We start from the raw sequence: 21,887 nt of genomic DNA, 5'->3' as shown, positions 1-21,887 counted from the left end.
CGGGCGTTGCGGCTTTGACGCGGGCGCCCTTCATGCTAAGCGCCTCGCAGCCGCGCGCAGCCCGCCTCGGGGTTCTGCGCGCGCGCCCAGAAACGCTGTCCAGCACGCCCGTCGCGCGTCGCCGCAAGGAACCAGAACATGACTGTCGAACGCACTCTTTCGATCATCAAGCCCGACGCCACCGCGCGCAATCTCACCGGCGCGATCAACGCCAAGTTCGAGGCCGCGGGCCTGCGGATCGTGGCGCAGCGCCGTATCCGCATGACGTTGGACCAGGCGGGCGCCTTCTACGCAGTGCACGCGGCGCGTCCGTTCTATGACGAGCTGCGCAGCTTCATGGCGTCGGGTCCGGTTGTCGTGCAGGTGCTGGAGGGCGAAGGCGCCGTTGCGAAGAACCGAGAGGTCATGGGCGCAACGAACCCCGCCGAGGCGGCCGAGGGAACGGTTCGCAAGGAGTTTGCGCTGTCGATCGGCGAAAACTCGGTGCATGGCTCGGACAGTGCGGAGAACGCGGCGACCGAGATCGCGTTCTTCTTCAGCGGCCTTGACATCGTCGGTTGAGACCCCCCGCGGCGGCGACACGATTTTCGCCGCCGCGACGCCTCCCGGGCGGGGAGCGATCGCCGTCATTCGCATTTCAGGTCCGTACGCCCACGACGCATTGGCGATCTTGACGGGCGGATGCGTTCCGGCGGATCGGGTGATGCGTCTGAGGCGGCTTCTCGGCCGCAGCGCAGACGATGTTCTCGACGAGGCCCTCGTCGTCGCATTTCCTGAAGGCGCTTCAGCCACCGGCGAACGCTGCGCGGAACTGCATCTGCACGGCGGCCCCGCCGTTGTTCGGGATGTCCTCGCGCGGCTCACGGAAGTCGACGGTCTTCGGATGGCCAGACCCGGAGAGTTCTCGCGTCGTGCGCTTGAGGGCGGACGCCTCGATCTCGTTCAGCTTGAAAGCCTCGCCGATCTGATCGAAGCCGAGACGTCCGCACAGCGCCGTCAGGCCATCCGGCTTGCGTCCGGCGCATTGACCGACGTGGCGACGCAATGGCGGTCGAGCCTGATCGGCACCATGGCTCTGTTCGAGGCCGTTATCGATTTCGCGGACGATGTTCCTGACGAGGTGGAGGGCGCCGCGCGCGAGCAGGTGGCTGCGGTGGTCGCCGCAATGGATGCCGCTCTTGCGGCCGCCAAAGGCGCAGCGCTTGTGCGCGACGGTTTCGAAGTGTCCCTGATTGGCCCGCCAAATGCGGGAAAGTCGAGCATTCTCAACCGCATCGCAGGGCGCGAAGTGGCTTTGACCGACGCGCTTCCAGGCACGACCCGCGACGTTATCGAGGTCCGATGCACTCTTGGCGGGCGGCTTGTGACTTTCGTCGATACGGCCGGGAGGCGTGAGTCCGAGGATCGCGTCGAGCGGGCCGGTGTGATGTGGGGACTGCGCCGCGCGGCGTCGTCGGACATGAGGGTGGCGGTGGCGTCATGGGACGCCCCGGAGATCGTCGAGTCCGATCTCTGCGTCTGGAACAAGGTGGATGTGGCGCCTGCGCCGGGCGGTTTCACCGGTGTGCCCGTATCCGCCGTCAGCGGGCACGGCGTGGACAGGCTTCTGGCGGAGATCGAGTCGCGCCTTGACGGGTTGGTGGGCGAGAGCGGCCTGCTCGCGCAGGCTCGACATGTCGCAGCGGTGGGCGAGGCCCGCAGTCACCTGGTTGCCGCCATCAGCGAAAAGGCTGAATTTGCGGCCGAGGAGCTTCGGCTCGCCGTGAGGGCGCTCGACATGCTGCTCGGGCGCGTTGACGTCGAGGCGGTTCTGGACGAAGTGTTTGGCCGGTTTTGTCTCGGGAAGTAGGCCTGCGGGCCGGAGCGGGCGTCTCAATGTTTCACGTGAAACATCCACCATGCGCAGGTCACGTCGTGATCGTCGGCGGGGGCCATGCAGGGTGCGAAGCCGCCCATGCCGCCGCGCGAGCGGGCGCAGCCGTCACCCTTGTGACGCACCGGGCCGACCGGATCGGCGAGATGTCGTGCAATCCGGCGATCGGCGGCCTCGGCAAGGGCCACCTTGTCCGCGAGATCGACGCGCTCGACGGATTGATGGCGCGTGTCGGCGACGCGGCCGCCATTCACTATCGCCTCCTGAACCGGCGACGAGGGCCCGCCGTCCAGGGGCCGCGAGCGCAATGCGATCGCGCGCTCTATCGCGCGGCAATGCAGGCCGAGCTCAGGAACGTCGCGACGCTGACGATCGTGGAGTCGGCCGTCGACGACCTGCGCCACCGTGGCTCGCGGGTCGACGGCGTCATTCTACACGATGGGGGCGTGATCGAGGCCGATGCGGTTGTCCTCACCACGGGGACCTTTCTCGGCGGCGTGATCCATATCGGCGACATGCAGCACTCTGGCGGGCGGCAGGGTGAAGCTTCGGCAAGCGCCCTGGCTGCACGATTGCGGTCCTCCAGCCTGCCGATGGGGCGTCTCAAGACGGGTACGCCACCCCGTCTTGATGGTCGGACGATAGACTGGGACAGGCTTGAGCCGCAGCCCGGCGACGACGCACCGGTTTTCCTGTCCGACGTGACCTCTGCGACGGCGGCCAGGCAGGTCGATTGCTTCATCACCCATACGAACGAGACCACGCACGACGTCATACGAAGGAATTTCGACCGGTCGGCGATCGCCCTTGGCGCAATCGCCGGTTCGGGGCCGCGTTACTGCCCCTCGATTGAGGACAAGGTGCGCCGCTTCGGCGACCGTTCAAGGCACCAGATCTTTCTTGAGCCCGAGGGACTGGACGATCCGACCGTTTACCCCAACGGCATATCTACATCCCTGCCTGCGGACGTTCAGAGACGGTTCCTCAGAACCATTGTCGGGTTGGAGGACGCCCATGTTCTGCGTGACGGCTATGCAATCGAGTACGATTATGTGGATCCTCGCGCCCTGACGCGAGGCCTGTCGCTGCGGGCCTTCCCCGGCCTGTTTCTCGCCGGTCAAATAAACGGCACCACCGGATATGAGGAGGCTGCGGCGCAGGGCTTGATCGCCGGTCTGAATGCGGCCCGCATGGCGCAGGGGAATGATGAAGTCGTTCTGCAGCGGTCGGATGCGTATATCGGCGTCATGATCGACGATCTGGTTACCCGGGGCGTGACCGAGCCATACCGCATGTTCACGTCCCGCGCGGAGTTTCGTCTGTCGCTGCGCGTCGACACGGCTGGTGAGCGGTTGACCCCTCTTGCGGAACAATGGGGCATTGCGGGCGCTGAACGTCTGTCGAGACACGCGGAGGTGATGGCCCTTGTGCGGAAGGGCCGGGCCGCATTGGAGGCGCTGCAGGTAACGCCGCACCAGGCGCAGGCGATGGGTATGGCTGTGAAAGCCGATGGTGTGCGCCGCAACGGCTTCGATCTCCTCGCGCAGGAGGCTGTGGAGTTTGGCGATCTCGTCGGAGTCGCGCCCGAACTGAAGGATCTGCCGAACTCAATCGCTGCGCGCCTTGCGGCGGACGCCCAGTATTCCCGGTACTCCGAGAGGCAGGCGCGAGACATCGCGGCTGTCCAGCGAGACGAAGCGATTGAACTGCCTGGAACACTTGATGTCGGGGCGATAGCAGGCCTCTCGTCTGAGCTTCGGGAGAAGCTTCAGCGCGTCAGGCCGGCTACATTGGGACAGGCCGGACGCATCGAGGGAATGACGCCTGCGGCCCTGCTGCTTCTGCTGGGCGCTGCGCGGCGGCTTTCGCGTGAGCGGGCATGAGCCGATGGCGAAACGGGCGACCTGGCGCTGCGCCTCGGCTTGCGGCCCGCGGGGCGGGTTCGGCGCAGAGAATGGCTGAGCGAAGGGCCAAGGGCGCCGGCGCCCATGAGGTTGACGACAGTGAGCGGGAGCCGATCTTGCGCGCTCTCGATGTTTCACGTGAAACAGAGCTGCGCCTGAACGCCTTCCGCGACATCGTGCTCAGGTGGTCGAGCGCAATCAACCTTGTGGCGCCTGGAACTTTACCGCAGTTCTGGACCCGACATGTGCTGGACTCGGCGCAGTTGATCCTCCATGCGCCGGCAGGCGCCGAAAGCTGGCTGGACCTCGGTTCAGGCGCCGGCTTCCCGGGCCTCGTCGTCGCCGCGCTCGCGAAGGAGCGGGCGCCGTCAATGACCGTCACGCTGATGGAAAGCGATGCTCGAAAGTGCGCCTTCCTGATTGCGGCGGCGCAGACGATGGAGGTGGATGTCGTCATCTTGCGAAGGCGTATCGAGTCGGGTCCGGCGTTGGCGAGCGATATCGTCTCGGCCCGCGCCCTCGCGCCCTTGCCGAAGCTGCTGGAGCTCGCTGCGCGTCATGTCGCGCCGCGCGGCGTCGGTCTGTTCCTTAAAGGCGCCGGCGTCGATGACGAATTGGCTCTCGCCGCGCGCGAGTGGCGGTATACAGTGACACGGGCGCCGAGTCTCTCCGATGATGGCGGCGCAATTCTGAAGATGAAGGAGATCGGCCGTGTCGGCAGCGACTGAGGCGCGTCCCGTTTCCGGCGGCCGCCGCGTGGTGGCGGTGGTCAATCAGAAGGGTGGCGTCGGCAAGACAACGACGGCCATCAATCTCGGCACCGCTCTTGCCGCGGTTGGCCGTAAGGTTCTTCTGGTGGACCTAGATCCCCAAGGCAACGCGTCGACCGGTCTCGGCGTGGCGGTGCGGGACAGGGCGGTGTCGAGCTACGATATGCTCGTCAACGATGTGGGAATCGAGCGCGTCGCGACGCCGACCAAGGTTCCGAATCTCTGGGTCGCCGCAGGTTCGGTCGAGCTCAGTGGCGTCGACATCGAGCTGGTGGATGCTCCGGATCGGGCGTTGCGGCTGCGCAAGGCGCTCAATGCCGCCGAGTCGCTCGACTTCGACCATGTGCTGATTGATTGCCCGCCGGCGCTTAACCTGTTGACAGTCAATGCAATGACCGCGGCTGACGCCGTCCTGGTGCCATTGCAGTGCGAGTTCTTCGCCCTGGAAGGACTGTCCCAGCTCCTCAAGACCATCGAGCGCGTGAAGGCCTCGCTCAATCCGCATCTCACGATCGAAGGCATCGTCCTCACGATGTTCGACAAGCGCAACAATCTCTCGGCGCAGGTGGGAGAGGACGTCCGCGCGACGCTCGGCCATCTCGTGTACGAGACGATGATCCCGCGCAATGTCCGTCTGTCCGAAGCGCCTTCACACGCCCTGCCTGCGCTGGTCTACGATCACGCCTGCGCCGGAAGTCAGGCGTATCTGCAATTGGCTGGCGAGATGCTGCGCCGCAGCAAACCGGCCGTGGCGGCATGATGATGTTCCCCTTAAGGAGATGTCGATGAGCGACGCACCGCGCCGGAAGGGCTTGGGCAGGGGGCTCGCAGCGCTGATCGAGGATGTTCGGCCCGATCCCGCCGAGCCAGCGCGCGCAGAGGCGACGGCGCCCATAGATCGCGTGCGCCCGAACCCCGATCAGCCGCGGAAACGCTTTGACGAGACGGAGCTCGACGCGCTGGCGCAGTCGATCCGAGCGCGCGGCGTCGTCCAGCCGCTCATCGTGCGGGCGGATCCGAATCACCCGGGCGACTGGCAGATCATCGCCGGCGAGCGGCGCTGGCGGGCAGCCCAGCGCGCGCAGGTGCACGACGTGCCGATCGTCGTGCGGGAGATTGGCGACGCCGAGGTTCTCGAAATCGGGATCCTTGAAAACGTCCAGCGCGCCGATCTCAATCCGATCGAGGAGGCGACGGGCTACGCCCAGTTGATCGAGCGGTTCGGGCATACCCAGGAGCAGCTCGCCTCAGCGATGGGAAAGAGCCGGAGCCATATCGCTAACCTGTTGAGATTGCTGCAACTGCCGGAAGACGTTCAGCGCATGACGCGTGAGGGTCGCCTCACGGCCGGCCATGCCCGCGCGCTCGTGACCGCGGATGACCCGTGCGGGCTCGCCCGCGTCATCGAGACCCGCGGGCTTTCGGTCCGGGAGACCGAGCGGTTGGTGAAGGGTCCGTCGCCGGCCCAGCCGGCGCCGCGCACCGCGTCCGCTCCGGTCAAGGACGCCGACACCCGCGCGCTGGAGGCCGATCTCACGGCGGCGCTTGGCCTGTCGGTCCAGATCCAGCATCGCGGCGACGGCGGAGGGGAGGTGCGCCTGCGCTACCGCGACCTCGAGCAGCTCGACGGCATCTGCCAGCTTCTCGCGCGCTGAGGCGGCGGTCCGGTGGCCCTCGATCAGCCCGCCATCGCGGCCAGCCGCAGCAGCGCGCGCTCCATGAGCGCGTGTTCTGGGGCTGCTGAGCCGCCGCGCAGACCTGCGTCCGTCTCCAGCATCAGGCGCAGTCCCTGTTCGAGGCGCGCGGCGCCCCAGTGTCGGGCGAGCGCCTGCGCTCTGTCGGCGGCGTCAGGTGCGCGCAGACGCGCCAGCGCCGCGGCCTTCGGCGCCCCGCCCACCGCGAGCGCGTGGAGCTGACGCAACCGGCGCGCCGAGGCCAGAGCGACGCTCACGGGCGACGCGCCGCGCGCCGTGAGCCGGGCCAGCTCCGCGCGCACCCGCGCCGCCTTTCCGGATAGCGCGGCCTCGACGGCGGCTTCCGCGGCGCCGCCCATCCCGTCGTCGGATGAGGGCGGGGCGCACGCCTCCACCGTGGCGAGGTCCACCGGTCGGTCCGCTCCGGAGTGGTGGAGCGAGACGACCTCGACAAGTCTGGCGAGAGAACCCCGATCCATGCCGTGCGCAACGGACTCCAGCGCCGAAAGCGCCGCGTCGTCCGCTCCTCCCGCGACGCCGACCGAACGCAGCATGTCCCGCAGCGCGCCGCGGTCGGGAGGGTCCGGGTAGAAGGCCGCCGCCACCCGCCCCTCGCCGGCTTCAAAGAGCTTTCGCAGGCTCGATCTGGAGGGAAGCACGCCAGCCGTGATCAGCAGGAACGCCTCCGGCCCCGTCGCCGCGAGAGCGGCGGCGACGGTCTCGGCGTGCTGGTCGCCGGTCTCGTTCACGACGACGGCCCTGCGCCCCGGGAAGAAGCCCTGCGCCCTCAGCGCCGCGTCCAGCGCGGCCGGATCGCTGCGAAGCCCCTGCGCCTGAAGGACGTCGAGACGCATCTCTGCTTCCGCCCCTGGCCCCAGGAGACCAAGCAGCAGCGTATCGCGCGCCGCGGACACCTGCGAGGCGTCTTCGCCGTAAAGCAGCGCGGCGGAAACTCCTTCCGGCGGGTTGGCGCAGAAAGCCGTTGCGCGAGCGCCGCCGAGCTTCACGCCGATGCCCGGCCCGCGCGACCGCTCCTCTGTCTGCGCGTCGCCCTAGCCGGCATCGAGGCGCGCCGCGGCGAGCTGGGTGAACACGCGGTCTGCAAGATCGACCGCTACTCTGCGCCGCGCGTCGCGCTCGGCGATGCGCGTGGCATAGGGCGAAGCCAGGGTGCTGTAAGCGGTTGCGCTCCGCGCCTCGCCCTTCGCGATCTCGGCGCCGTCTCCACGTCGCCTCAGAACGTAACGGGCGCGGCCGGTCACGTCATAGCGCGTCGTCGCGTCGTCCGGCGTGATCGCGAGGCCGATCTCCTCGATCGCGATTTCGGTGGAGAGCGTGTACTCGGCGTCACCCGACGCTTCGCCAAGTCGCCTCCCGAGCCGTTCGCGATAGGCGAAGTCCACCCGGCTGCGGGAGTTCTCCAGCGCCACGCGCCCGCGCAATCCCTCGCTGGCTTCGCCGTGGAGCGGCGTGAAGCCGCAGGAGGGGCCGAGCGACAGCGCGACGACGGATGCGATCAGCGCGCGCCGCCGCATCTCAGACGACGACATTGACGATGCGTCCCGGCACGACGATCACCTTGCGCGGCTTGGCGCCGGCGAGCGCGCGATGGACGTCGGCGTCGGCAAGCGCCGCCGCCTCCACCGCCGCCGGGTCCGCATCGGTCGGCACCTCGATCTCGCCGCGGCGTTTTCCGTTGACCTGCACCGGAAGCCGCAGCGTGTCGGCCCTCAGGAGGGTGGGATCGGCTTGCGGCCAGGGCGCCTCCGCAGCCAGCCCGCCAAGACCCAGACGCGCGCGCATTTCTTCGGCCAGATGCGGCGTGAACGGCATGTGCAGGAGGGCGAGCGTCTCAAGGGCCTCTCGCCGCGCCGCCGGCCCCGCAGCCTCGCCCGACTGGCCGATGGCGGCGGCGAACTCGTAGAGCCGCGCGATGGCCTTGTTGAAGGCGAACGACTCGATGTCGGCCGTCACGCCGGCGATGGCGCGATGCGTGGCCCGCCGCAGGGAGATCTCGGCGTCGGCGCCGATGAAGGCCGCCTGACCCAGCGCGTCCGCCGCGCCGTCCACGAGCCGCCAGACGCGCTGAATGTGCCGCGCGGCGCCCTCGACGCCGGACGCGGTCCATTCCACGTCGCGCTCCGGGGGGCTGTCCGACAGCATGAGCCAGCGGGCGGCGTCGGCGCCGTGGGTTGCGACGATGGCCTCGGGCGAGACGACGTTCTTCTTCGACTTGGACATCTTGATCGACGGGCCGACCGAGACCTCGGCGCCTGTCGCGCGCTCCACCGTCGCGCCGTCGCGCCGCTCGACTTCCTCCGGCGTCAGCCATCGGCCGTCGGCGGCGCGATATGTCTCGTGGCAGACCATTCCCTGCGTGAACAGCGCGTCGAACGGCTCGGCGCAGGTCGCCGGCAGCCAACCGGTGCGGATCATCGCGCGGGCGAAGAACCTTGCGTAAAGCAGGTGCAGGATCGCGTGCTCGACCCCGCCGATGTACTGGTCGACGTTCATCCAGTAGCCGGCTTCGTCGCGATCCGTGGGCGTCTCCGCGTGGGGCGCGGTGAAGCGCGCGAAGTACCAAGACGAATCCACGAAGGTGTCCATCGTGTCGGTCTCGCGACGCGCCTCGGCGCCGCAGGCGGGGCAGGCGACCCGCGTCCATTCCGGCATCCGGTCGAGCGGGTTGCCGGGCTGGTCGAAGCTCACCTTCTCCGGCAGGCGTATGGGCAGGTTTTCGCGCGGGGCGGGCAGGACGCCGCATGTCGCGCAATGGATCACGGGGATCGGGCAGCCCCAGTAGCGCTGCCGCGACACGCCCCAGTCGCGCAGGCGATAGTTGACCCGCGCCCGCCCGCGTCCGGTCGCGGCGATCCGCGAGATCACCTCCGCCTTGGCCTCCTCGATGGTCATGCCGTCCAGGAAGCGCGAATTGATCAGCCGTCCCGGTCCGGTGTAGGCCTCGGCGTCCACCGTGAAGTCCTCGTCCGCGTCGGAAGGGGCGACGACCGGCAGGACGTCGAGCCCGTATTTCCGAGCGAAATCGAGATCGCGCTGATCATGCGCCGCGCACCCGAAGATCGCGCCGGAGCCGTAGTCCATCAGGATGAAGTTCGCGATCCAGACCGGCAGTTCGCGGCCGTCGACGAAGGGGTGACGGGCGCGCAGGCCGGTGTCGACGCCCGTCTTCTCCGCCGTCTCAAGCGCCGCCTCGGTCGTGCCACCGCGCCGCGCCTCCTCGCAGAACGCCGCCACCTCCTGGTTCTGCGCGGCGATCGCCTTCGCGAGCGGGTGGTCCGGCGACAGGCCGAGGAAGCCCGCGCCGAAGATCGTGTCAGGCCGGGTGGTGTAGACTTCGACGCCGCGCCCGTCGCGCCCGGTCCATTCCGGCGCGCGCGCGTCGGGCGTCAGGTCGAAGCGCAGCTCCAGACCTTCCGAGCGGCCGATCCAGTTGCGCTGCATCGCCCGGACCTTCTCGGGCCACTTCTCCAGGCTGTCCAGCCCCTCGAGCAGCTCGTCGGCCATGTCGGAGATGCGGAAGAACCACTGCGTCAGCTCGCGCCGCTCAACCAGGGCCCCCGACCGCCAGCCGCGCCCGTCGATCACCTGTTCGTTCGCGAGCACGGTGTTGTCGACCGGGTCCCAGTTGACCATCGACGCCCGTCGGGCGACGAGGCCGGCCTCCATCATGTCAAGAAACAGCGCCTGCTGCTGGCCGTAGTAGTCGGGTTCGCAGGTCGCGATCTCGCGCGACCAGTCGAGCGACAGCCCCATCAGCGCGAGCTGGTCCTTCATTACGGCGATGTTCTCGCGCGTCCAGCCGGCCGGCTCGACGCCGCGCTCCATCGCCGCGTTCTCCGCAGGCATGCCGAAAGCGTCCCACCCCATCGGATGCAGCACGGTGAAGCCCGTCGCGCGCTTGTAGCGGGCGATCACGTCTCCCATCGCGTAGTTGCGCACATGGCCGATGTGGATGCGCCCCGACGGGTAGGGAAACATCTCCAGCACATAGTATTTCTGTCGAGCGTCGTCCCGGGACGCGCGAAAGCAGCCGGCTTCGTCCCAGGCCGCGCGCCAGCGCGCCTCGACGGCCGCGGCGTCGTAGCGCGAGGGTCCGCCCTCGTGGCGGCCCGGATTGGAGGCGTCGTCGGCTGGGCTCATCTATCGAGGGCTCCGAAGCTGCGCTGGCGACCAGAGTGGTGATTCTGCGCCGTCTTAGGACGCGGCGTCACACCCAGCAACGCCGGCGGTCAACCGGCCTCGGCTTCGGCGACGCGCAGTTGGCGCGCGCGCACGAGGATCGAGTCCTCGAGCTGTCTGGGCGTCTCCTGGGCGACCGGCGCCGGCGTCCAGACGCCGCCCTCCGCGCGGATCTCGCGAAACACCGCGACGCGCAGCGCCTGCGGCGTCAGCGCGGTGTCCGTGACATAGGCCGTCACCTTGAAGCGCTCGCCCTGCACGCCGGGCGCCGCGCCCCAGTCGGTCGCGATCACGCCCGTGAACGGGTCCGTCGAGGAGATGGGCAGGAAGTCGAGCGTCTCGAGCGAGGCCTGCCAGAGATGCTTGTTCACCGCCCCGGCGAACGCCTCTCCCCGGTCTCCGCCGATGGAGATCGCAGCCGAGCCGCCGACGATGTCGAGGATCGTGCCGTCGGCGCCGTACCGCTCAAGATTGCCCTTGCGCCCGCCGACCTCGCTCGGCGGCGGCGCGTCCTCCGCCGTCTGCCGATAGCCGCCGCCAGAACAGGCCGCGAGAAGCAGGGCGGCCGCCGAGAATGCGGCCGCGCCGCCCGAAAGGCGGCGAAACTGACGAGACATGTCTTCTTCTCCCCGTGCGGCCGACGCTGCGGCCAGACCCCTCATATGCCGGCAATCCAAATCTTGGGAAAGCACCCTTGTGCCTCTTTGGCCACATACGTTCCATCGTGTCATGGCGCATCTGCTTGTAGCTTGACGGTAGAAGGCCCGCTCAAGATACATGATGATGCTCGTGACGAAACGCTCACGACCTGAAATCGCTAACGATGCGAGGGACCGAAATGAAAAAGATTCTGCTGGGCGCTTCGGCGCTGTCCATCGCCGGCTTCGCCGGCGCCGCCTCGGCTCAGGAAGTGACGGCCCAGATCGGCGGCTTCATGACCTCGGGCTTCGGCTACTTCGATACCAGCGAGGATGTGCCCGACGCGACGAACTTCACCGTCATCAACAACGCTGAAGTCATCTTCAACTTCCGCCTGGTCGCCGACAACGGCATCACCTTTGGCGCGAAGGTCGAGTTCGAGGCCAGCGGCACCTCCGAGAACGCTGACGAGTACGTCGGCACCGTGCGCGGCTCCTTCGGCACCATCGAAGTCGGTCGTGAAGACGGCGCGGGCGACCGTCTCGCCGGGGCCGCCGCCGGCGCCACCGCCTTCACCGCCGCCGGCGATGCCGCGGGCATCCTCTTCGACTACAACGACAGCCTCGTCGGCGTCGTGTCCACGGACGGCGGCGATACAGGCGACCAGTTGAAGGTCACCTACTTCACGCCGACCTTCGCCGGCTTCCAGGCGGGCGTCTCGTTCACGCCGGGCGGCGACAGCCGTTCGGGCCGCGCTGCGGGCCAGGGCGAAGTCTCGACCAACGAGACCGACAACGACACGGCCGCCTTCGAGCTCGGCGCCAAGTACTCCAACGACTTCGGCGGCTTCGGCCTCGACGTCGGCGGCGCCTATATCGCTCCGCTCGAGTCGGACACGTTCGGCCATGACGGCGCTTTCATCGTCTCCGCGAACGTCGGCTTCGGCGGCTTCACGGTCGGCGGTATCTATGGCCTGCAGTTTGACGGCGCGACCAGCGCCTCCGGCGCAGCTGAGGACACCGGCGGCTACGCGATCGGCGCCAACTACGAGACCGGCCCCTGGAACTTCGGCCTGCAGTGGGCGCAGGGCGTCGACAATGCTGACGACGTGATGGGCCTCTCGGCCGGCGCCGACTACGCGCTTGCGCCGGGCGTCACCGTCGGCGTCGTGCTCGAGTACGGCGAGGACGACACTTCGGTCGCCGAGGAAGCCTACGCCGGCGGCGTTTTCATGAACCTCGACTTCTGATCATCCGATCATCGATTGACTTGCAAGGGCGGTCCGCATGGGCCGCCCTTGCTAGTTTTAGCGGCGAGGCGCCCGGTCACCGCCCGGTCACCATAAGCATGTCAGGCGGCGAGCGCCTTCAGGATCGCGTCCCCCATCTCCACCGTGCCGACCTTGCGGCCGCCGCCGACCGTCATCAGGTCGCCGGTGCGCAGGCCGTCGGCCAGAACGCTCTGAACCGCCGCCTCGATCTGGTCGGCTTCGGCGCCCAGATCGAAGCTGTAGCGCAGCGCCATCGCGAAGCTGAGGATGCAGGCGATCGGGTTCGCCACGCCCTGCCCGGCGATGTCGGGCGCCGAGCCGTGTACCGGCTCGTAGAGCGCCTTGGGCCGCCCGTTGGCCTGCGGCGCGCCGAGTGACGCCGAGGGCAGCATCCCCAGCGAGCCGGTCAGCATCGCGGCGATGTCCGACAGGATGTCGCCGAACAGGTTGTCGGTCACGATGACGTCGAACTGCTTGGGCCAGCGCACGAGCTGCATGGCGCCGGCGTCGGCGTACATGTGGCTGAGTTCGACGTCGGGATAGTCGGCGTGGACCTCCGTGGCGATCTCGCGCCACAGAACACCGGACTCCATCACATTCGCTTTCTCCATCGAGCACAGCTTGCCGCCGCGCTTGCGGGCCAGCTCGAACGCGGCGCGCACGACGCGGTCGATCTCCGCCTCGGTGTAGCGCTGGGTGTTGACGCCGACGCGCTGGCCGTCATTGCCCGTGGTCACGCCGCGCGGCTCGCCGAAATAGACGCCGGAGGTCAGCTCCCGGACGATCATGATGTCGAGCCCGGCGATCACCTCGCGCTTGAGGCTCGAGGCGTCGGCCAGCGCCTCGAAGCACTGGGCGGGGCGCAGGTTGGCGAACAGGTCCATCTCTTTGCGCAGCCGCAGCAGCCCGCGCTCGGGCTTCACCGAGAAGTCCAGCTTGTCGTATTTCGGGCCGCCGACCGCGCCCAGCAGCACCGCGTCCGCCTCCTGCGCGCTGGCCATCGTCTCGTCCGAAAGCGGCTTGCCATGGAGGTCATAGGCCGCGCCGCCGACAAGATCCTCGCTCACGTCGAAGCCGATGCCGCGATGGGTCGCGAACCAGTCGATCACCCGGCGCACCTCGGCCATGACCTCCGGGCCGATGCCGTCGCCGGGGAGAATGAGGAGTGAGCGATCGGCCATGGTCGGCCCCTTTCGTGCTTGTTGATTGAATGCGCCATGCGGCCAGCGAGCTAGAAACCACCGCGCGGAGGGGGTCAAGCCGGTCGGCGCGACGGTCTCAGGGCAGGACGACGTCCACCCAGACGAGGCGGTGGTCGGAGCTCACGATCTTGCCCGGCCCGCCGACGAGCCGCGCGAGCGGCTCGTCCGGGGCCGGCCAGAACACGCCAGAACCAGTCACCGCCAGCTCGGCGGAGGGGAGCGCGTAGTCGACGCGCAGCGCGCCCGGCCCGCGCGCCGTGCGCCAGTCCGCCGTGTCGCGACCGGGCGGGCCGGCATGGTCGGGCGAGGCCGCCGCGCGCCCGCCCGCCGAGATCGGAGCGGGATCCTGCAAGACCGGGTGCGAGAGCAGCGCGCGGATCGCCTCGCGCCGTCCGTCGCCGTCCTCGGGGTCGGCGTTCAGGTCGCCGAGCAGGACGAAGGGGCCGCCCGCATAGCCGCCACTCACGCCGGCGTCGTCAGCCATCCAGCCCGCCCCGTCTAGGTAGTCGCCCCAGAAGCGCAGCTCGTCGGCGTTGCGGCGGCCGTTGGCGTCCTCGGGTCCGTCGAAGACCGGCGGCGTCGGGTGGCTGGCCAGCAGCCGCAGCCGCCCGCCGTCCACGCTCACGTCCCAGTGGCTCTTGGAGGAGAGCCGCAGCATGGGCTCAGCTTCGGGCGGGTAGTGGCCGCGCGGGATCAGCGCCTCCGGCGCCGCCGCCCAGCGCAGCATCCGGAACGTGCGCGCCGGCCCGAGCGGCAGCCGGCTCAGCAAGCCCATGCCGTACTGACCCGGAAAGGCACCCCAGCCCCAGGCGTCGCCCGGCCCGCCCGTCTCGCCGTCGCCGTCGAGGTCGAAGCCGCTCTGCACGCCCGTGTTGACCGGGGCGGTGAAACGGTGGGGATAGTCGAGCCCTTCGGCGCCGTTGCGCCCCGCCCGCAGCGCCTCGGCGACCAGCCGCAGCGCCTCGCCGTCAGCGTCGTGGTCGATCTCCATCAGCAGGATCACGTCGGGGCGGACGCGCTGGACCACTTCCGCCACCGCCGCCACCTGACGATCGTCTCCGAGACGAAGGGCCTGCACCAGCGCCCCCGGGGCCCTGCGCGACAGCGCCGTGTTGTAGGCCGCGACGCGGATCGCGCCGGGCGCGGGCGGCGCCGGGTCGGACTGGGCTGGAAGCGTAGCGGCGGCGCAGAGCCCCGCCGCGGCTGTCAGGCGGCGGAGGAGCCGGCCAGCCAAGGGGTCGTCCGGGCGCGCTTCGCCTCGAAATCCGCGATGGCGTCGGCCTTCTCCAGCGTCAGCCCGATATCGTCGAGGCCTTCGAGCAGGCAGCGCTTGCGGAACGGGTCGATGTCGAAGCTGATCGAGCCGCCGTCGGGGCCGGTGATGGTCTGATTCGGCAGGTCCACCGTCAGCACCGCGTTGGCGCCGCGGCCGGCGTCGTCGAGCAGCTTGTCGATCTGCTCCTGCGGCAGCGCAATCGCGAGGATGCCGTTCTTGAAGCAGTTGTTGAAGAAGATGTCGGCGAAGCTCGTCGCGATCACGCAGCGGATGCCGAAATCGAGGATCGCCCAGGGCGCATGTTCGCGAGAGGAGCCGCAGCCGAAGTTCTCCCCCGCCACGAGGATCTTCGCCTCGCGATAGGCCGGCTTGTTCAGCACGAAGTCGGGGTTCTCGGAGCCGTCGGCCCGGTAGCGCATCTCGTCGAACAGGTTCTTGCCGAGGCCGGTGCGCTTGATGGTCTTCAGGAACTGCTTGGGGATGATCATGTCGGTGTCGACGTTGATTTGCGGCAGGGGCGCGGCGACCCCGGTCAGCGTTTCGAACTTTTCCATGCGCCTGCTCCCAAACCCGCCCGGCCGATCCCGCATCGACCAATTCCATCGATCGCCTGATACGCCCGCGCAAGCCTTCTATGCAAGCGGCCCGCTGGCGCGCCGGGCCCCGCGGCGCTAACGCTGGGTGATGCGAACACTGGGTTTCATGCGCCAGAACGCGCGCTGGCTCGCGGCCGGCGGCGTGCTGACCTTCGCCTCGAGCTTCGGGCAGACATTCTTCATCGCGCTGTCGGGGCCGGCGCTGCGCGCAGAGCTCGATCTCAGCCACGGCGAGTGGGGCGGCGTCTATACGCTCGGCACGGTCGCCTCCGCCGCGCTGCTGACCTCGACGGGCTTTCTCGCCGACCGCTTCCGCATCCGGGCGCTTGCGGCCTGCGTCTTCGCGGGCCTGGCGGGCGCCTGCGTCGGCATGGCGTTCGTCGGCGGCGCCGTGGCGCTGGGCTGCCTGATCTTCTGCCTGCGCTTTCTGGGGCAGGGCTATTGCAGCCATCTCGCCTTCACCGCGATGGGGCGGTGGTTCAGCGCGCAGCGCGGCCGCGCGGTGGCGCTGGCTGCCATGGGCTTCTCGCTGGGCGAGGCGCTGCTGCCGATCACCGCCGTCGCGCTGACCGGCCTCATCGGCTGGCGGGGCGTCTGGCTGGCGGCCGCGGCGCTGCTCATCGCGCTGATCCCGCCGGTGCTGTGGCTGCTGGGCCGAGAGCGTACGCCGCGCCAGCTGGCCGAGACCGAGAGCGCGCCCGGCATGATGGGTCGGCACTGGACCCGCGGCGAGGCGCTGCGACATTGGACTTTCTGGGCTTTGACGCCGGGCCTGCTCGCGCCGCCGTTCATCGGCACCGCGGTGTTCTTCCACGGCGCGCACCTCTCCACGGTGAAGGGCTGGAGCCTGACGACCGTGGCGGCGGCCTTCCCGTTCTACTCCGTGGCGACGATCGCGATGAGCTTCGTGGCGGCATGGGCGGTGGACCGTTTCAGCGCGCGGCGTCTCCTGCCGCTCTACCAGGCGCCTCTGGCGCTCGGCGTGGCGCTTATCGGCCTGTGGGACGCGCCGGCCGCCGCGTTCGTCGGCTTTGCGCTGCTCGGCGCGACGCAGGGCGCGGCGGTGGCGGTGATCGGCGCGCTATGGCCTGAGGTCTACGGAACGCGGCACATCGGGGCGATTCGCGGCGTTGCGGTGGCGATGATGGTGTTCGCGACCGCGCTCGGGCCCGGCGCGACCGGCGCGCTCATCGACCTCGGCGTGGGGGTGGAGGCGCAGTTCGCGGCGCTCTCGCTCTGGGGCGCCGGAACCTGCCTTTTCTACTGGGCGGTGGCCGCGCGCATCCGCGCGGCCATGGCGCCTCAGCCGAGCTTCTCCTCGAGCTCCGGCACGGCGTCGAACAGGTCGGCGACGAGCCCGTAGTCGGCGACCTGGAAGATCGGCGCCTCCTCGTCCTTGTTGATCGCGACGATCACCTTGCTGTCCTTCATGCCGGCGAGGTGCTGGATCGCGCCGGAGATGCCGATGGCGATGTAGAGGTCCGGCGCGACGACCTTGCCGGTCTGGCCGACCTGCCAGTCGTTCGGCGCGTAGCCCGAGTCGACCGCGGCGCGGCTTGCGCCGATGGCGGCGCCCAGCTTGTCGGCGACCTTCTCGATGATCGCGAAGTTCTCCTTCGAGCCGATGGCGCGGCCGCCGGAGACGATCACCTTCGCCGAAGTCAGCTCGGGGCGGTCGGACGCGGCGACCGTGTCCTCGACCCATGAGGAGAGCCCCGTATCGGCGGGCGCGGCGACGGCCTCGACCGGCGCGGCCGCCTGCGCGCCTGCGACCTCGAACGTCGAGGTGCGCACAGTGACGACCTTCTTGGCGTCCGCGCTCGTCACTTCCTGGAAGGCGTTGCCGGCGTAGATCGGGCGCACGAAGGTGTCGGGACCTTTCACCTCCGAGATGTCCGTGATCACCATGACGTCCAGCAGCGCCGCGATGCGCGGGCACACGTTCTTGCCCTGCACCGTGGCGGGTGCGACGATGTGTTCGTAGGCGCCGGCCAGCGAGACCACGAGATCAGCGATCGGCTCCGCCAGCGAATGAGCGAAGGCCCGCGCGTCGGCGCACAGCACCCTCGCCGCGCCGTCGAGTTTGGCGGCGGCTTCGGCCGCGCCGGCGCAGCCTTCGCCCGCCACGAGGATGTGGACGTCGCCGCCCATGGCCTTGGCGGCGGTCAGCGCCTTCGCGGTGGCGTCGGCGGCTAGATCCGAGCCGGACATTTCTGCGATCAGAAGAACGGCCATGGTCAGATCACCCCCGCTTCGTTCCTGAGTTTCTCGACGAGTTCATCGACCGAGCCGACCTTCACGCCGGCCTGCCGCACTGGCGGCTCGGTGACGGTCCTGATGCTGAGCCGGGGCGAGACGTCCACGCCATAGTCGGCCGGCGTTTTGACGTCGAGCGGCTTCTTCTTCGCCTTCATGATGTTGGGCAGCGACGCGTAGCGCGGCTCGTTCAGGCGAAGGTCCACCGTCACGACCGCGGGCGTCTTGACGCGGATGGTCTGGAGGCCGCCGTCGACTTCTCGCGTCACGACCGCTGCGCCGTCCTCGATCTCGAGCTTGGAGGCGTAGGTCGCCTGCGCCCAGCCGAGCAGCGCGCTCAGCATCTGGCCGGTGGCGTTCATGTCGTTGTCGATGGCCTGTTTTCCCATCAGGACGAGACCTGGCGCCTCGTCCGCGACCACCTTCGCGAGCAGCTTGGCGACGGCCAGCGGTTCGATGTCGGTCTCCACCGTCGCGGCCGCCTCGATCAGGATCGCGCGGTCGGCGCCCATGGCGAGCGCCGTGCGCAGCGTCTCCTGCGCCTGCCTGACGCCGATGGAGACCGCGACGATCTCAGTCGCATGGCCGGCCTCGCGCAGGCGAATGGCCTCCTCGACGGCGATTTCATCGAAGGGATTCATCGACATCTTGACGTTGGCGAGATCCACGCCGCTGCCGTCCGCCTTCACGCGAACCTTCACGTTGTAGTCAATCACCCGTTTAACGGGGACGAGCACCTTCATGGATCGAGCCTCCTGCAATCGAATCAATCGCCGCGTCACACGCCGAACTGTCTAGCGTCTCCACCGCATCACGGCGAGAAGTGAGCCGGAACCGGTTCAGCCGGGAAACAAATTTGAGGCAGTCGGCGCCATGATGGCGTGCATCCCCTTCCATGCGCCGATTTTGCCCGGGTTGGCTGCAAGGTCATCGATAATTCACTTGAGGCATTCGCTGCAGTGCGGCATCACATTTCGCGTAGGCGTGGAGTTGAAGCGATGATCCAGGGTGCCGTTGCTATCGTGATCGTGGCCGGAGTCGCGTTCAGTGTGAGCGCGGCTCCGCTCATTGACCCAGCCTTTCTGATCGGCGCGGCGTCCAGCCAGATGCTTGCCGGGCTCAGCGGGCTTGGCGCGCTCTGCGGCTTGGCACATCTCTCGCGGCGCGAGCGCTGAGCGGGGCCATCAGCCGCGGGTTGCTCCCGGAACCCAGAGCACGTCGTCTGCGCCATTGTCGTTGGCGATGCGGCCGGCGACGAAGAACCAGTCCGAGAGACGGTTGACGTAGCGACAGGCCGCGCCACCGACGACTTCTTGAGCCGACAGCGCAGTGACCAGCCGCTCCGCCCTGCGCGACACGGTGCGGCACATGTGCAGATGCGCCGCCAGCGGCGAACCGCCTGGCAGAATGAAGCTCCTCAGAGGCTGAAGCGCGCCGTTCATGGCGTCAATCTCACGTTCGAGGCGTTCGACCTGGCTCTCGACCATCCGAAGCGGAGGATACTCCGCCTCGTCATCCTTGCCGCGGTCCGGCGTGCAGAGATCAGCGCCGAGATCGAACAGGTCGTTCTGGATGCGCCCGAGCGCCGCGTCCATGTCGCCCTCGGCATGGAGCCGTGCGAGGCCGATGACGGCGTTGGTCTCGTCCACCGTTCCGTAGGCGTCGACCCTCAGCGAGAACTTCGCCACGCGCATGCCATCGCCGAGGGCGGTTTCGCCTGCGTCTCCGGTGCGCGTGTAGATCCGGTTCAGAACGACCATTTCACTGACCTCCGCGCATCGCCCAGGCGAGCGCAACGATGATGACGACGGCGGCGAACTGCGCGATCACCCGCGCCTGCATGATCTTGTTGGACCACCGCTTGCTGAAGGCGCCGCCGCGCCCGAACGAGAACAGGCCGAGCACCAGAACGCCCAGCACGACGAGACAGGCCGCGATGGCGACAGTGGTCAATGCTCCAGTCATAGGGCGTATCTAGCGCGCGCCGCGGGCGCGGGCAAACCGTTCACGCCGCGCGCCCGGCCAGCGCCGCCTGGAACTCCCGCCATTCGCCTGCGCTCATGCCCGAGCTGTCCTGCGTCACCGCCTCGCCGGCGAGCATGCGGCGCAGACACGCCATCGCCGGGCCGGAGAACGTCTCGGCGTTGAGGCGATAGTCCTCGAAGGCCGCCCATGCCGCCGGAACCCAGTCTCGCACCACCTCGCAGAGCGCCTCCGCATAGACGCGGATCTCGTACTGCGCATGGGGGTCCGCGCGCAGGCGCAGGAAATGAAACAGGTTGTGCAGGTCGGTCTTCCAGTACCACTGGGTGTAGGCCGACAGCGGCAGCGCCATCCGCGCCAGCTCGCGCGCGAGGCCGGGCCGGTCGCCGCCATCGCCGAGCAGCCGCTCATAGGCGTCGAAATCGCGCGTCGCCTCGTCGCGCAGCAGCCGCAGCGCGGCCTCCGCGTCGTCCCCCGCCAGCACCGCGCCGCGGCCCTGCCGGTTGCTGGCGGACTGGGCCGCCAGGTGCTCCGGCGCGGGCGTGTAGAATTCGCGGTCGAGGATCGAGTACCGCGCGGAATACTCGTTCACGTTGGCCGTGCGATGCCGGATCCACTGTCGCGCGACGAAGATCGGCAGCTTCACATGCAGCTTGATCTCGCACATCTCGAACGGCGTGGAGTGCCAATGGCGCATCAGGTAGCGGATCAGCCCGGCGTCGTCGCGCGCCGACTTGGTGCCCCGGCCGTAGCTGACGCGCGCCGCCTGAACGATGGCGGCGTCGTCGCCCATGTAGTCCACCACGCGCAGGAAACCGTGGTCGAGCACGGGGATGGCGGCGCCGAGCCGCGCCTCCATGGCGGGGGCCGTGGCGCGACGGGTCTCTCCCGCGTTCTCTGGCGCGATCTCCGGCTGGCCTCGCTCGTCCAATGCGTTACCATCCATCGCATCGCTCCCGTCCGCTGAACGCCGCGACTGAATCGGAAATATGCGCCTCCCGCAATGCGACGACGGTGGACCTGTTGTGGACAAGACTGTGGATGGACCGCGGACAAGGCCGGGATTGAGACTGCGCGGCGGTGAGCGCAACGCCAAAAGGGACGTGACATCATGAAGATCGAATACCTCCACACCATGGTGCGGGTGAAGGACGTCGAGGCGTCGAAAAAATTCTACTGCGACCTCCTCGGCATGGAGGAGATCCGCAGGGTCGACAGCGAGCAGGGCCGGTTCACGCTGGTCTTCCTCGCCCCGCCGGGCCAGCACGACCGCCCCATCGAGCTGACCTACAACTGGGACGGCGACGAGCAGTATCAGGGCGGCCGCAACTTCGGCCACCTCGCCTATGGCGTCGAGGACATCTACGCCATGTGCGACAGGCTGCAGAAGGCGGGCGTCACGATCAACCGCCCGCCGCGCGACGGCCGGATGGCCTTCGTGAAGTCGCCCGACGGCATCTCCATCGAGTTGCTTCAGATCGGCGAGTCGCTTCCCAAAGCCGAGCCCTGGTCCGGCATGGAGAACACCGGGACGTGGTGAGCCGCGCCGCCGCCGCAGCACTGCTGGCGCTCGCGCCCGTCGGGGCGCGTGCGCTGGACTGCACGGCGGCCCTCGTGCTCGCGCTGGACGTCTCCTCCAGCGTCGACGCGGCCGAGTACGCCCTGCAGATGCAGGGTCTCGCCGCAGCGCTGCGCGACCCGGCGGTGGTGGAGACGATCCTCTCGCCGCCAGGGGCGGGCGTGATGGCGAGCGCCTTCGCGTGGAGCGGCTTCCAGCACCAGGAGCTGCTGATCGACTGGACCTGGCTCGGGGACCGGGCGTCCATCGAGGCCTTCGCCGCCAGTCTAGCAGCCGCGCCGCGCCGATACGACCACTGGCCGACGGCGCTGGGCCGGGCCACCGGCTTCGCCGCGGCGCTCCATGGCGAGAACCCGGTGCCGTGCCGCCGCCGCGTCGTGGACGTTTCGGGAGACGGCGCCAACAACGACGGCGTCGGGCCGCAATGGCATCGCGAGAGGGGGGCCTTCGAAGGCATCACCTTCAACGGGCTGGTGATCGCGGGGGCCGATCCTGACCCGGTGCTCTACTATCGCGCCGAAGTCCTGCACGGGCCCGGCGCGTTCCTCGAAGTGATCCACAGCTACACGGACTATCCCGGCGCGATCCTGCGCAAGCTGCTGCGGGAGCTCCAGCCGCCCTTCGCGCAGCGCCAGCCGTAAATCT

General features: G+C 68.8%; 23 protein-coding genes. 11 read left to right on the top strand and 12 right to left on the bottom strand.

Features of this window, described 5'->3' with window-relative positions:
* Positions 1–138 precede the first annotated feature (138 nt).
* From ndk to BLW43_RS16665, 6 genes are all read left to right on the top strand, one after another.
* Positions 139–561, top strand: a complete 423-nt coding sequence (gene ndk, locus BLW43_RS16690) for a nucleoside-diphosphate kinase (protein ID WP_093255197.1) — start codon at positions 139–141, stop codon at positions 559–561.
* Positions 545–1,849: a tRNA uridine-5-carboxymethylaminomethyl(34) synthesis GTPase MnmE gene (mnmE, locus tag BLW43_RS16685; RefSeq protein ID WP_245731098.1), complete on the top strand. Its 1,305-nt coding sequence runs from the start codon at positions 545–547 to the stop codon at positions 1,847–1,849. Before ndk ends, mnmE begins: the two co-directional genes overlap by 17 nt.
* A 26-nt stretch (positions 1,850–1,875) precedes the next feature.
* The gene (mnmG, locus tag BLW43_RS16680; protein ID WP_093255193.1) at positions 1,876–3,756 is read left to right on the top strand and encodes a tRNA uridine-5-carboxymethylaminomethyl(34) synthesis enzyme MnmG; all 1,881 of its coding nucleotides are present in this window, start codon (positions 1,876–1,878) and stop codon (positions 3,754–3,756) included.
* Between the two features lie 71 nt (positions 3,757–3,827).
* Positions 3,828–4,505 carry a 16S rRNA (guanine(527)-N(7))-methyltransferase RsmG gene (gene rsmG / locus BLW43_RS16675; RefSeq protein ID WP_093255191.1) on the top strand — a complete coding sequence of 226 codons (678 nt, stop codon included), beginning with the start codon at positions 3,828–3,830 and terminating at the stop codon, positions 4,503–4,505.
* The gene (locus BLW43_RS16670) at positions 4,489–5,307 is read left to right on the top strand and encodes a ParA family protein (protein WP_093255189.1); all 819 of its coding nucleotides are present in this window, start codon (positions 4,489–4,491) and stop codon (positions 5,305–5,307) included. Before rsmG ends, BLW43_RS16670 begins: the two co-directional genes overlap by 17 nt.
* A gap of 25 nt (positions 5,308–5,332) precedes the next feature.
* Positions 5,333–6,202 (top strand): ParB/RepB/Spo0J family partition protein, encoded by an 870-nt coding sequence (locus tag BLW43_RS16665; protein WP_093255188.1) that lies wholly within the window; start codon positions 5,333–5,335, stop codon positions 6,200–6,202.
* Between the two features lie 23 nt (positions 6,203–6,225).
* Here the strand turns inward: BLW43_RS16665 and holA are convergent, their stop codons facing one another.
* The 4 genes from holA to BLW43_RS16645 all read right to left on the bottom strand — a co-directional run bounded on the left by holA (position 6,226) and on the right by BLW43_RS16645 (position 11,058).
* The gene (gene holA, locus BLW43_RS16660) at positions 6,226–7,248 is read right to left on the bottom strand and encodes a DNA polymerase III subunit delta (RefSeq protein ID WP_093255186.1); all 1,023 of its coding nucleotides are present in this window, start codon (positions 7,246–7,248) and stop codon (positions 6,226–6,228) included.
* 45 nt (positions 7,249–7,293) lie between these two features.
* The gene (gene lptE / locus BLW43_RS16655; RefSeq protein ID WP_175478965.1) at positions 7,294–7,776 is read right to left on the bottom strand and encodes an LPS assembly lipoprotein LptE; all 483 of its coding nucleotides are present in this window, start codon (positions 7,774–7,776) and stop codon (positions 7,294–7,296) included.
* 1 nt (position 7,777) lies between these two features.
* On the bottom strand, positions 7,778–10,402 hold the full coding sequence (leuS, locus tag BLW43_RS16650) for a leucine--tRNA ligase (RefSeq protein WP_093255183.1): 2,625 nt from the start codon (positions 10,400–10,402) through the stop codon (positions 7,778–7,780).
* 89 nt (positions 10,403–10,491) lie between these two features.
* Positions 10,492–11,058, bottom strand: coding sequence for a DUF3576 domain-containing protein (locus BLW43_RS16645; protein WP_175478964.1), 567 nt, complete (start codon positions 11,056–11,058; stop codon positions 10,492–10,494).
* Between the two features lie 221 nt (positions 11,059–11,279).
* On the opposite strand from BLW43_RS16645, the gene BLW43_RS16640 reads away from it, so the two are divergent.
* On the top strand, positions 11,280–12,329 hold the full coding sequence (locus BLW43_RS16640; protein WP_175478963.1) for a porin: 1,050 nt from the start codon (positions 11,280–11,282) through the stop codon (positions 12,327–12,329).
* Positions 12,330–12,430: 101 nt separating this feature from the next.
* On the opposite strand, the gene leuB is transcribed toward BLW43_RS16640, so the two are convergent.
* The 3 genes from leuB to leuD all read right to left on the bottom strand — a co-directional run bounded on the left by leuB (position 12,431) and on the right by leuD (position 15,382).
* Complete coding sequence (leuB, locus tag BLW43_RS16635) at positions 12,431–13,531, bottom strand: 3-isopropylmalate dehydrogenase (RefSeq protein WP_093255179.1); 1,101 nt, start codon at positions 13,529–13,531, stop codon at positions 12,431–12,433.
* Between the two features lie 97 nt (positions 13,532–13,628).
* Positions 13,629–14,786 (bottom strand): endonuclease/exonuclease/phosphatase family protein, encoded by a 1,158-nt coding sequence (locus BLW43_RS16630; protein ID WP_093255177.1) that lies wholly within the window; start codon positions 14,784–14,786, stop codon positions 13,629–13,631.
* Complete coding sequence (gene leuD, locus BLW43_RS16625) at positions 14,759–15,382, bottom strand: 3-isopropylmalate dehydratase small subunit (RefSeq protein ID WP_093255176.1); 624 nt, start codon at positions 15,380–15,382, stop codon at positions 14,759–14,761. The genes BLW43_RS16630 and leuD overlap by 28 nt, the downstream gene beginning before the upstream one ends.
* 148 nt (positions 15,383–15,530) lie before the next feature.
* Here leuD and BLW43_RS16620 point away from each other — a divergent pair, with 148 nt between their 5' ends.
* Positions 15,531–16,787, top strand: a complete 1,257-nt coding sequence (locus BLW43_RS16620) for an MFS transporter (RefSeq protein WP_175478962.1) — start codon at positions 15,531–15,533, stop codon at positions 16,785–16,787.
* On the opposite strand, the gene BLW43_RS16615 is transcribed toward BLW43_RS16620, so the two are convergent.
* Positions 16,727–17,659, bottom strand: a complete 933-nt coding sequence (locus tag BLW43_RS16615; RefSeq protein ID WP_093255173.1) for an electron transfer flavoprotein subunit alpha/FixB family protein — start codon at positions 17,657–17,659, stop codon at positions 16,727–16,729. The genes BLW43_RS16620 and BLW43_RS16615 overlap by 61 nt on opposite strands.
* A gap of 2 nt (positions 17,660–17,661) precedes the next feature.
* The gene (locus BLW43_RS16610) at positions 17,662–18,423 is read right to left on the bottom strand and encodes an electron transfer flavoprotein subunit beta/FixA family protein (protein ID WP_093255171.1); all 762 of its coding nucleotides are present in this window, start codon (positions 18,421–18,423) and stop codon (positions 17,662–17,664) included.
* Between the two features lie 255 nt (positions 18,424–18,678).
* Here BLW43_RS16610 and BLW43_RS23660 point away from each other — a divergent pair, with 255 nt between their 5' ends.
* The gene (locus BLW43_RS23660) at positions 18,679–18,855 is read left to right on the top strand and encodes a hypothetical protein (RefSeq protein WP_175478961.1); all 177 of its coding nucleotides are present in this window, start codon (positions 18,679–18,681) and stop codon (positions 18,853–18,855) included.
* Between the two features lie 9 nt (positions 18,856–18,864).
* Here the strand turns inward: BLW43_RS23660 and BLW43_RS16605 are convergent, their stop codons facing one another.
* From BLW43_RS16605 to thyX, 3 genes are read right to left on the bottom strand one after another with little or no spacing between them, the layout of a single operon-like run.
* Positions 18,865–19,440, bottom strand: a complete 576-nt coding sequence (locus BLW43_RS16605; protein WP_093255170.1) for a cob(I)yrinic acid a,c-diamide adenosyltransferase — start codon at positions 19,438–19,440, stop codon at positions 18,865–18,867.
* Position 19,441: 1 nt separating this feature from the next.
* A complete protein-coding gene (locus tag BLW43_RS16600) occupies positions 19,442–19,645 on the bottom strand; it encodes a twin transmembrane helix small protein (RefSeq protein ID WP_093255168.1) in 204 nt (67 codons plus the stop codon).
* A 40-nt stretch (positions 19,646–19,685) separates the two neighbouring features.
* The gene (gene thyX / locus BLW43_RS16595) at positions 19,686–20,609 is read right to left on the bottom strand and encodes an FAD-dependent thymidylate synthase (protein WP_093255167.1); all 924 of its coding nucleotides are present in this window, start codon (positions 20,607–20,609) and stop codon (positions 19,686–19,688) included.
* A 165-nt stretch (positions 20,610–20,774) separates the two neighbouring features.
* Here thyX and BLW43_RS16590 point away from each other — a divergent pair, with 165 nt between their 5' ends.
* Together BLW43_RS16590 and BLW43_RS16585 are read left to right on the top strand one after the other, a co-directional pair.
* Positions 20,775–21,203 carry a VOC family protein gene (locus BLW43_RS16590; RefSeq protein WP_093255165.1) on the top strand — a complete coding sequence of 143 codons (429 nt, stop codon included), beginning with the start codon at positions 20,775–20,777 and terminating at the stop codon, positions 21,201–21,203.
* Positions 21,200–21,883, top strand: coding sequence for a DUF1194 domain-containing protein (locus BLW43_RS16585; RefSeq protein ID WP_093255250.1), 684 nt, complete (start codon positions 21,200–21,202; stop codon positions 21,881–21,883). Before BLW43_RS16590 ends, BLW43_RS16585 begins: the two co-directional genes overlap by 4 nt.
* The last annotated feature ends 4 nt before the right edge of the window (positions 21,884–21,887 follow it).

The sequence above is a fragment of the Rubrimonas cliftonensis genome (genome assembly GCF_900107585.1).
GTDB lineage: Bacteria > Pseudomonadota > Alphaproteobacteria > Rhodobacterales > Rhodobacteraceae > Rubrimonas > Rubrimonas cliftonensis.
The sequence above is the reverse complement of the archived record's forward strand: the minus strand, read 5'-3'. Positions and strand labels throughout refer to the sequence as shown.

Excerpts from the sequence above, each read along its gene's own strand:
- BLW43_RS16665 (WP_093255188.1), top strand. The coding sequence starts at position 5,333 with ATGAGCGACGCACCGCGCCGGAAGGGCTTGGGCAGGGGGCTCGCAGCG.
- leuS (WP_093255183.1), bottom strand. The coding sequence starts at position 10,402 with ATGAGCCCAGCCGACGACGCCTCCAATCCGGGCCGCCACGAGGGCGGA.
- BLW43_RS16590 (WP_093255165.1), top strand. The coding sequence starts at position 20,775 with ATGAAGATCGAATACCTCCACACCATGGTGCGGGTGAAGGACGTCGAG.
- BLW43_RS16620 (WP_175478962.1), top strand. The coding sequence starts at position 15,531 with ATGCGCCAGAACGCGCGCTGGCTCGCGGCCGGCGGCGTGCTGACCTTC.
- BLW43_RS23660 (WP_175478961.1), top strand. The coding sequence starts at position 18,679 with ATGATCCAGGGTGCCGTTGCTATCGTGATCGTGGCCGGAGTCGCGTTC.
- BLW43_RS16600 (WP_093255168.1), bottom strand. The coding sequence starts at position 19,645 with ATGACTGGAGCATTGACCACTGTCGCCATCGCGGCCTGTCTCGTCGTG.
- thyX (WP_093255167.1), bottom strand. The coding sequence starts at position 20,609 with ATGGATGGTAACGCATTGGACGAGCGAGGCCAGCCGGAGATCGCGCCA.
- leuD (WP_093255176.1), bottom strand. The coding sequence starts at position 15,382 with ATGGAAAAGTTCGAAACGCTGACCGGGGTCGCCGCGCCCCTGCCGCAA.
- ndk (WP_093255197.1), top strand. The coding sequence starts at position 139 with ATGACTGTCGAACGCACTCTTTCGATCATCAAGCCCGACGCCACCGCG.
- lptE (WP_175478965.1), bottom strand. The coding sequence starts at position 7,776 with ATGCGGCGGCGCGCGCTGATCGCATCCGTCGTCGCGCTGTCGCTCGGC.
- BLW43_RS16645 (WP_175478964.1), bottom strand. The coding sequence starts at position 11,058 with ATGTCTCGTCAGTTTCGCCGCCTTTCGGGCGGCGCGGCCGCATTCTCG.
- mnmG (WP_093255193.1), top strand. The coding sequence starts at position 1,876 with ATGTTTCACGTGAAACATCCACCATGCGCAGGTCACGTCGTGATCGTC.
- leuB (WP_093255179.1), bottom strand. The coding sequence starts at position 13,531 with ATGGCCGATCGCTCACTCCTCATTCTCCCCGGCGACGGCATCGGCCCG.
- BLW43_RS16640 (WP_175478963.1), top strand. The coding sequence starts at position 11,280 with ATGAAAAAGATTCTGCTGGGCGCTTCGGCGCTGTCCATCGCCGGCTTC.
- BLW43_RS16605 (WP_093255170.1), bottom strand. The coding sequence starts at position 19,440 with ATGGTCGTTCTGAACCGGATCTACACGCGCACCGGAGACGCAGGCGAA.
- rsmG (WP_093255191.1), top strand. The coding sequence starts at position 3,828 with ATGGCTGAGCGAAGGGCCAAGGGCGCCGGCGCCCATGAGGTTGACGAC.
- BLW43_RS16610 (WP_093255171.1), bottom strand. The coding sequence starts at position 18,423 with ATGAAGGTGCTCGTCCCCGTTAAACGGGTGATTGACTACAACGTGAAG.
- BLW43_RS16615 (WP_093255173.1), bottom strand. The coding sequence starts at position 17,659 with ATGGCCGTTCTTCTGATCGCAGAAATGTCCGGCTCGGATCTAGCCGCC.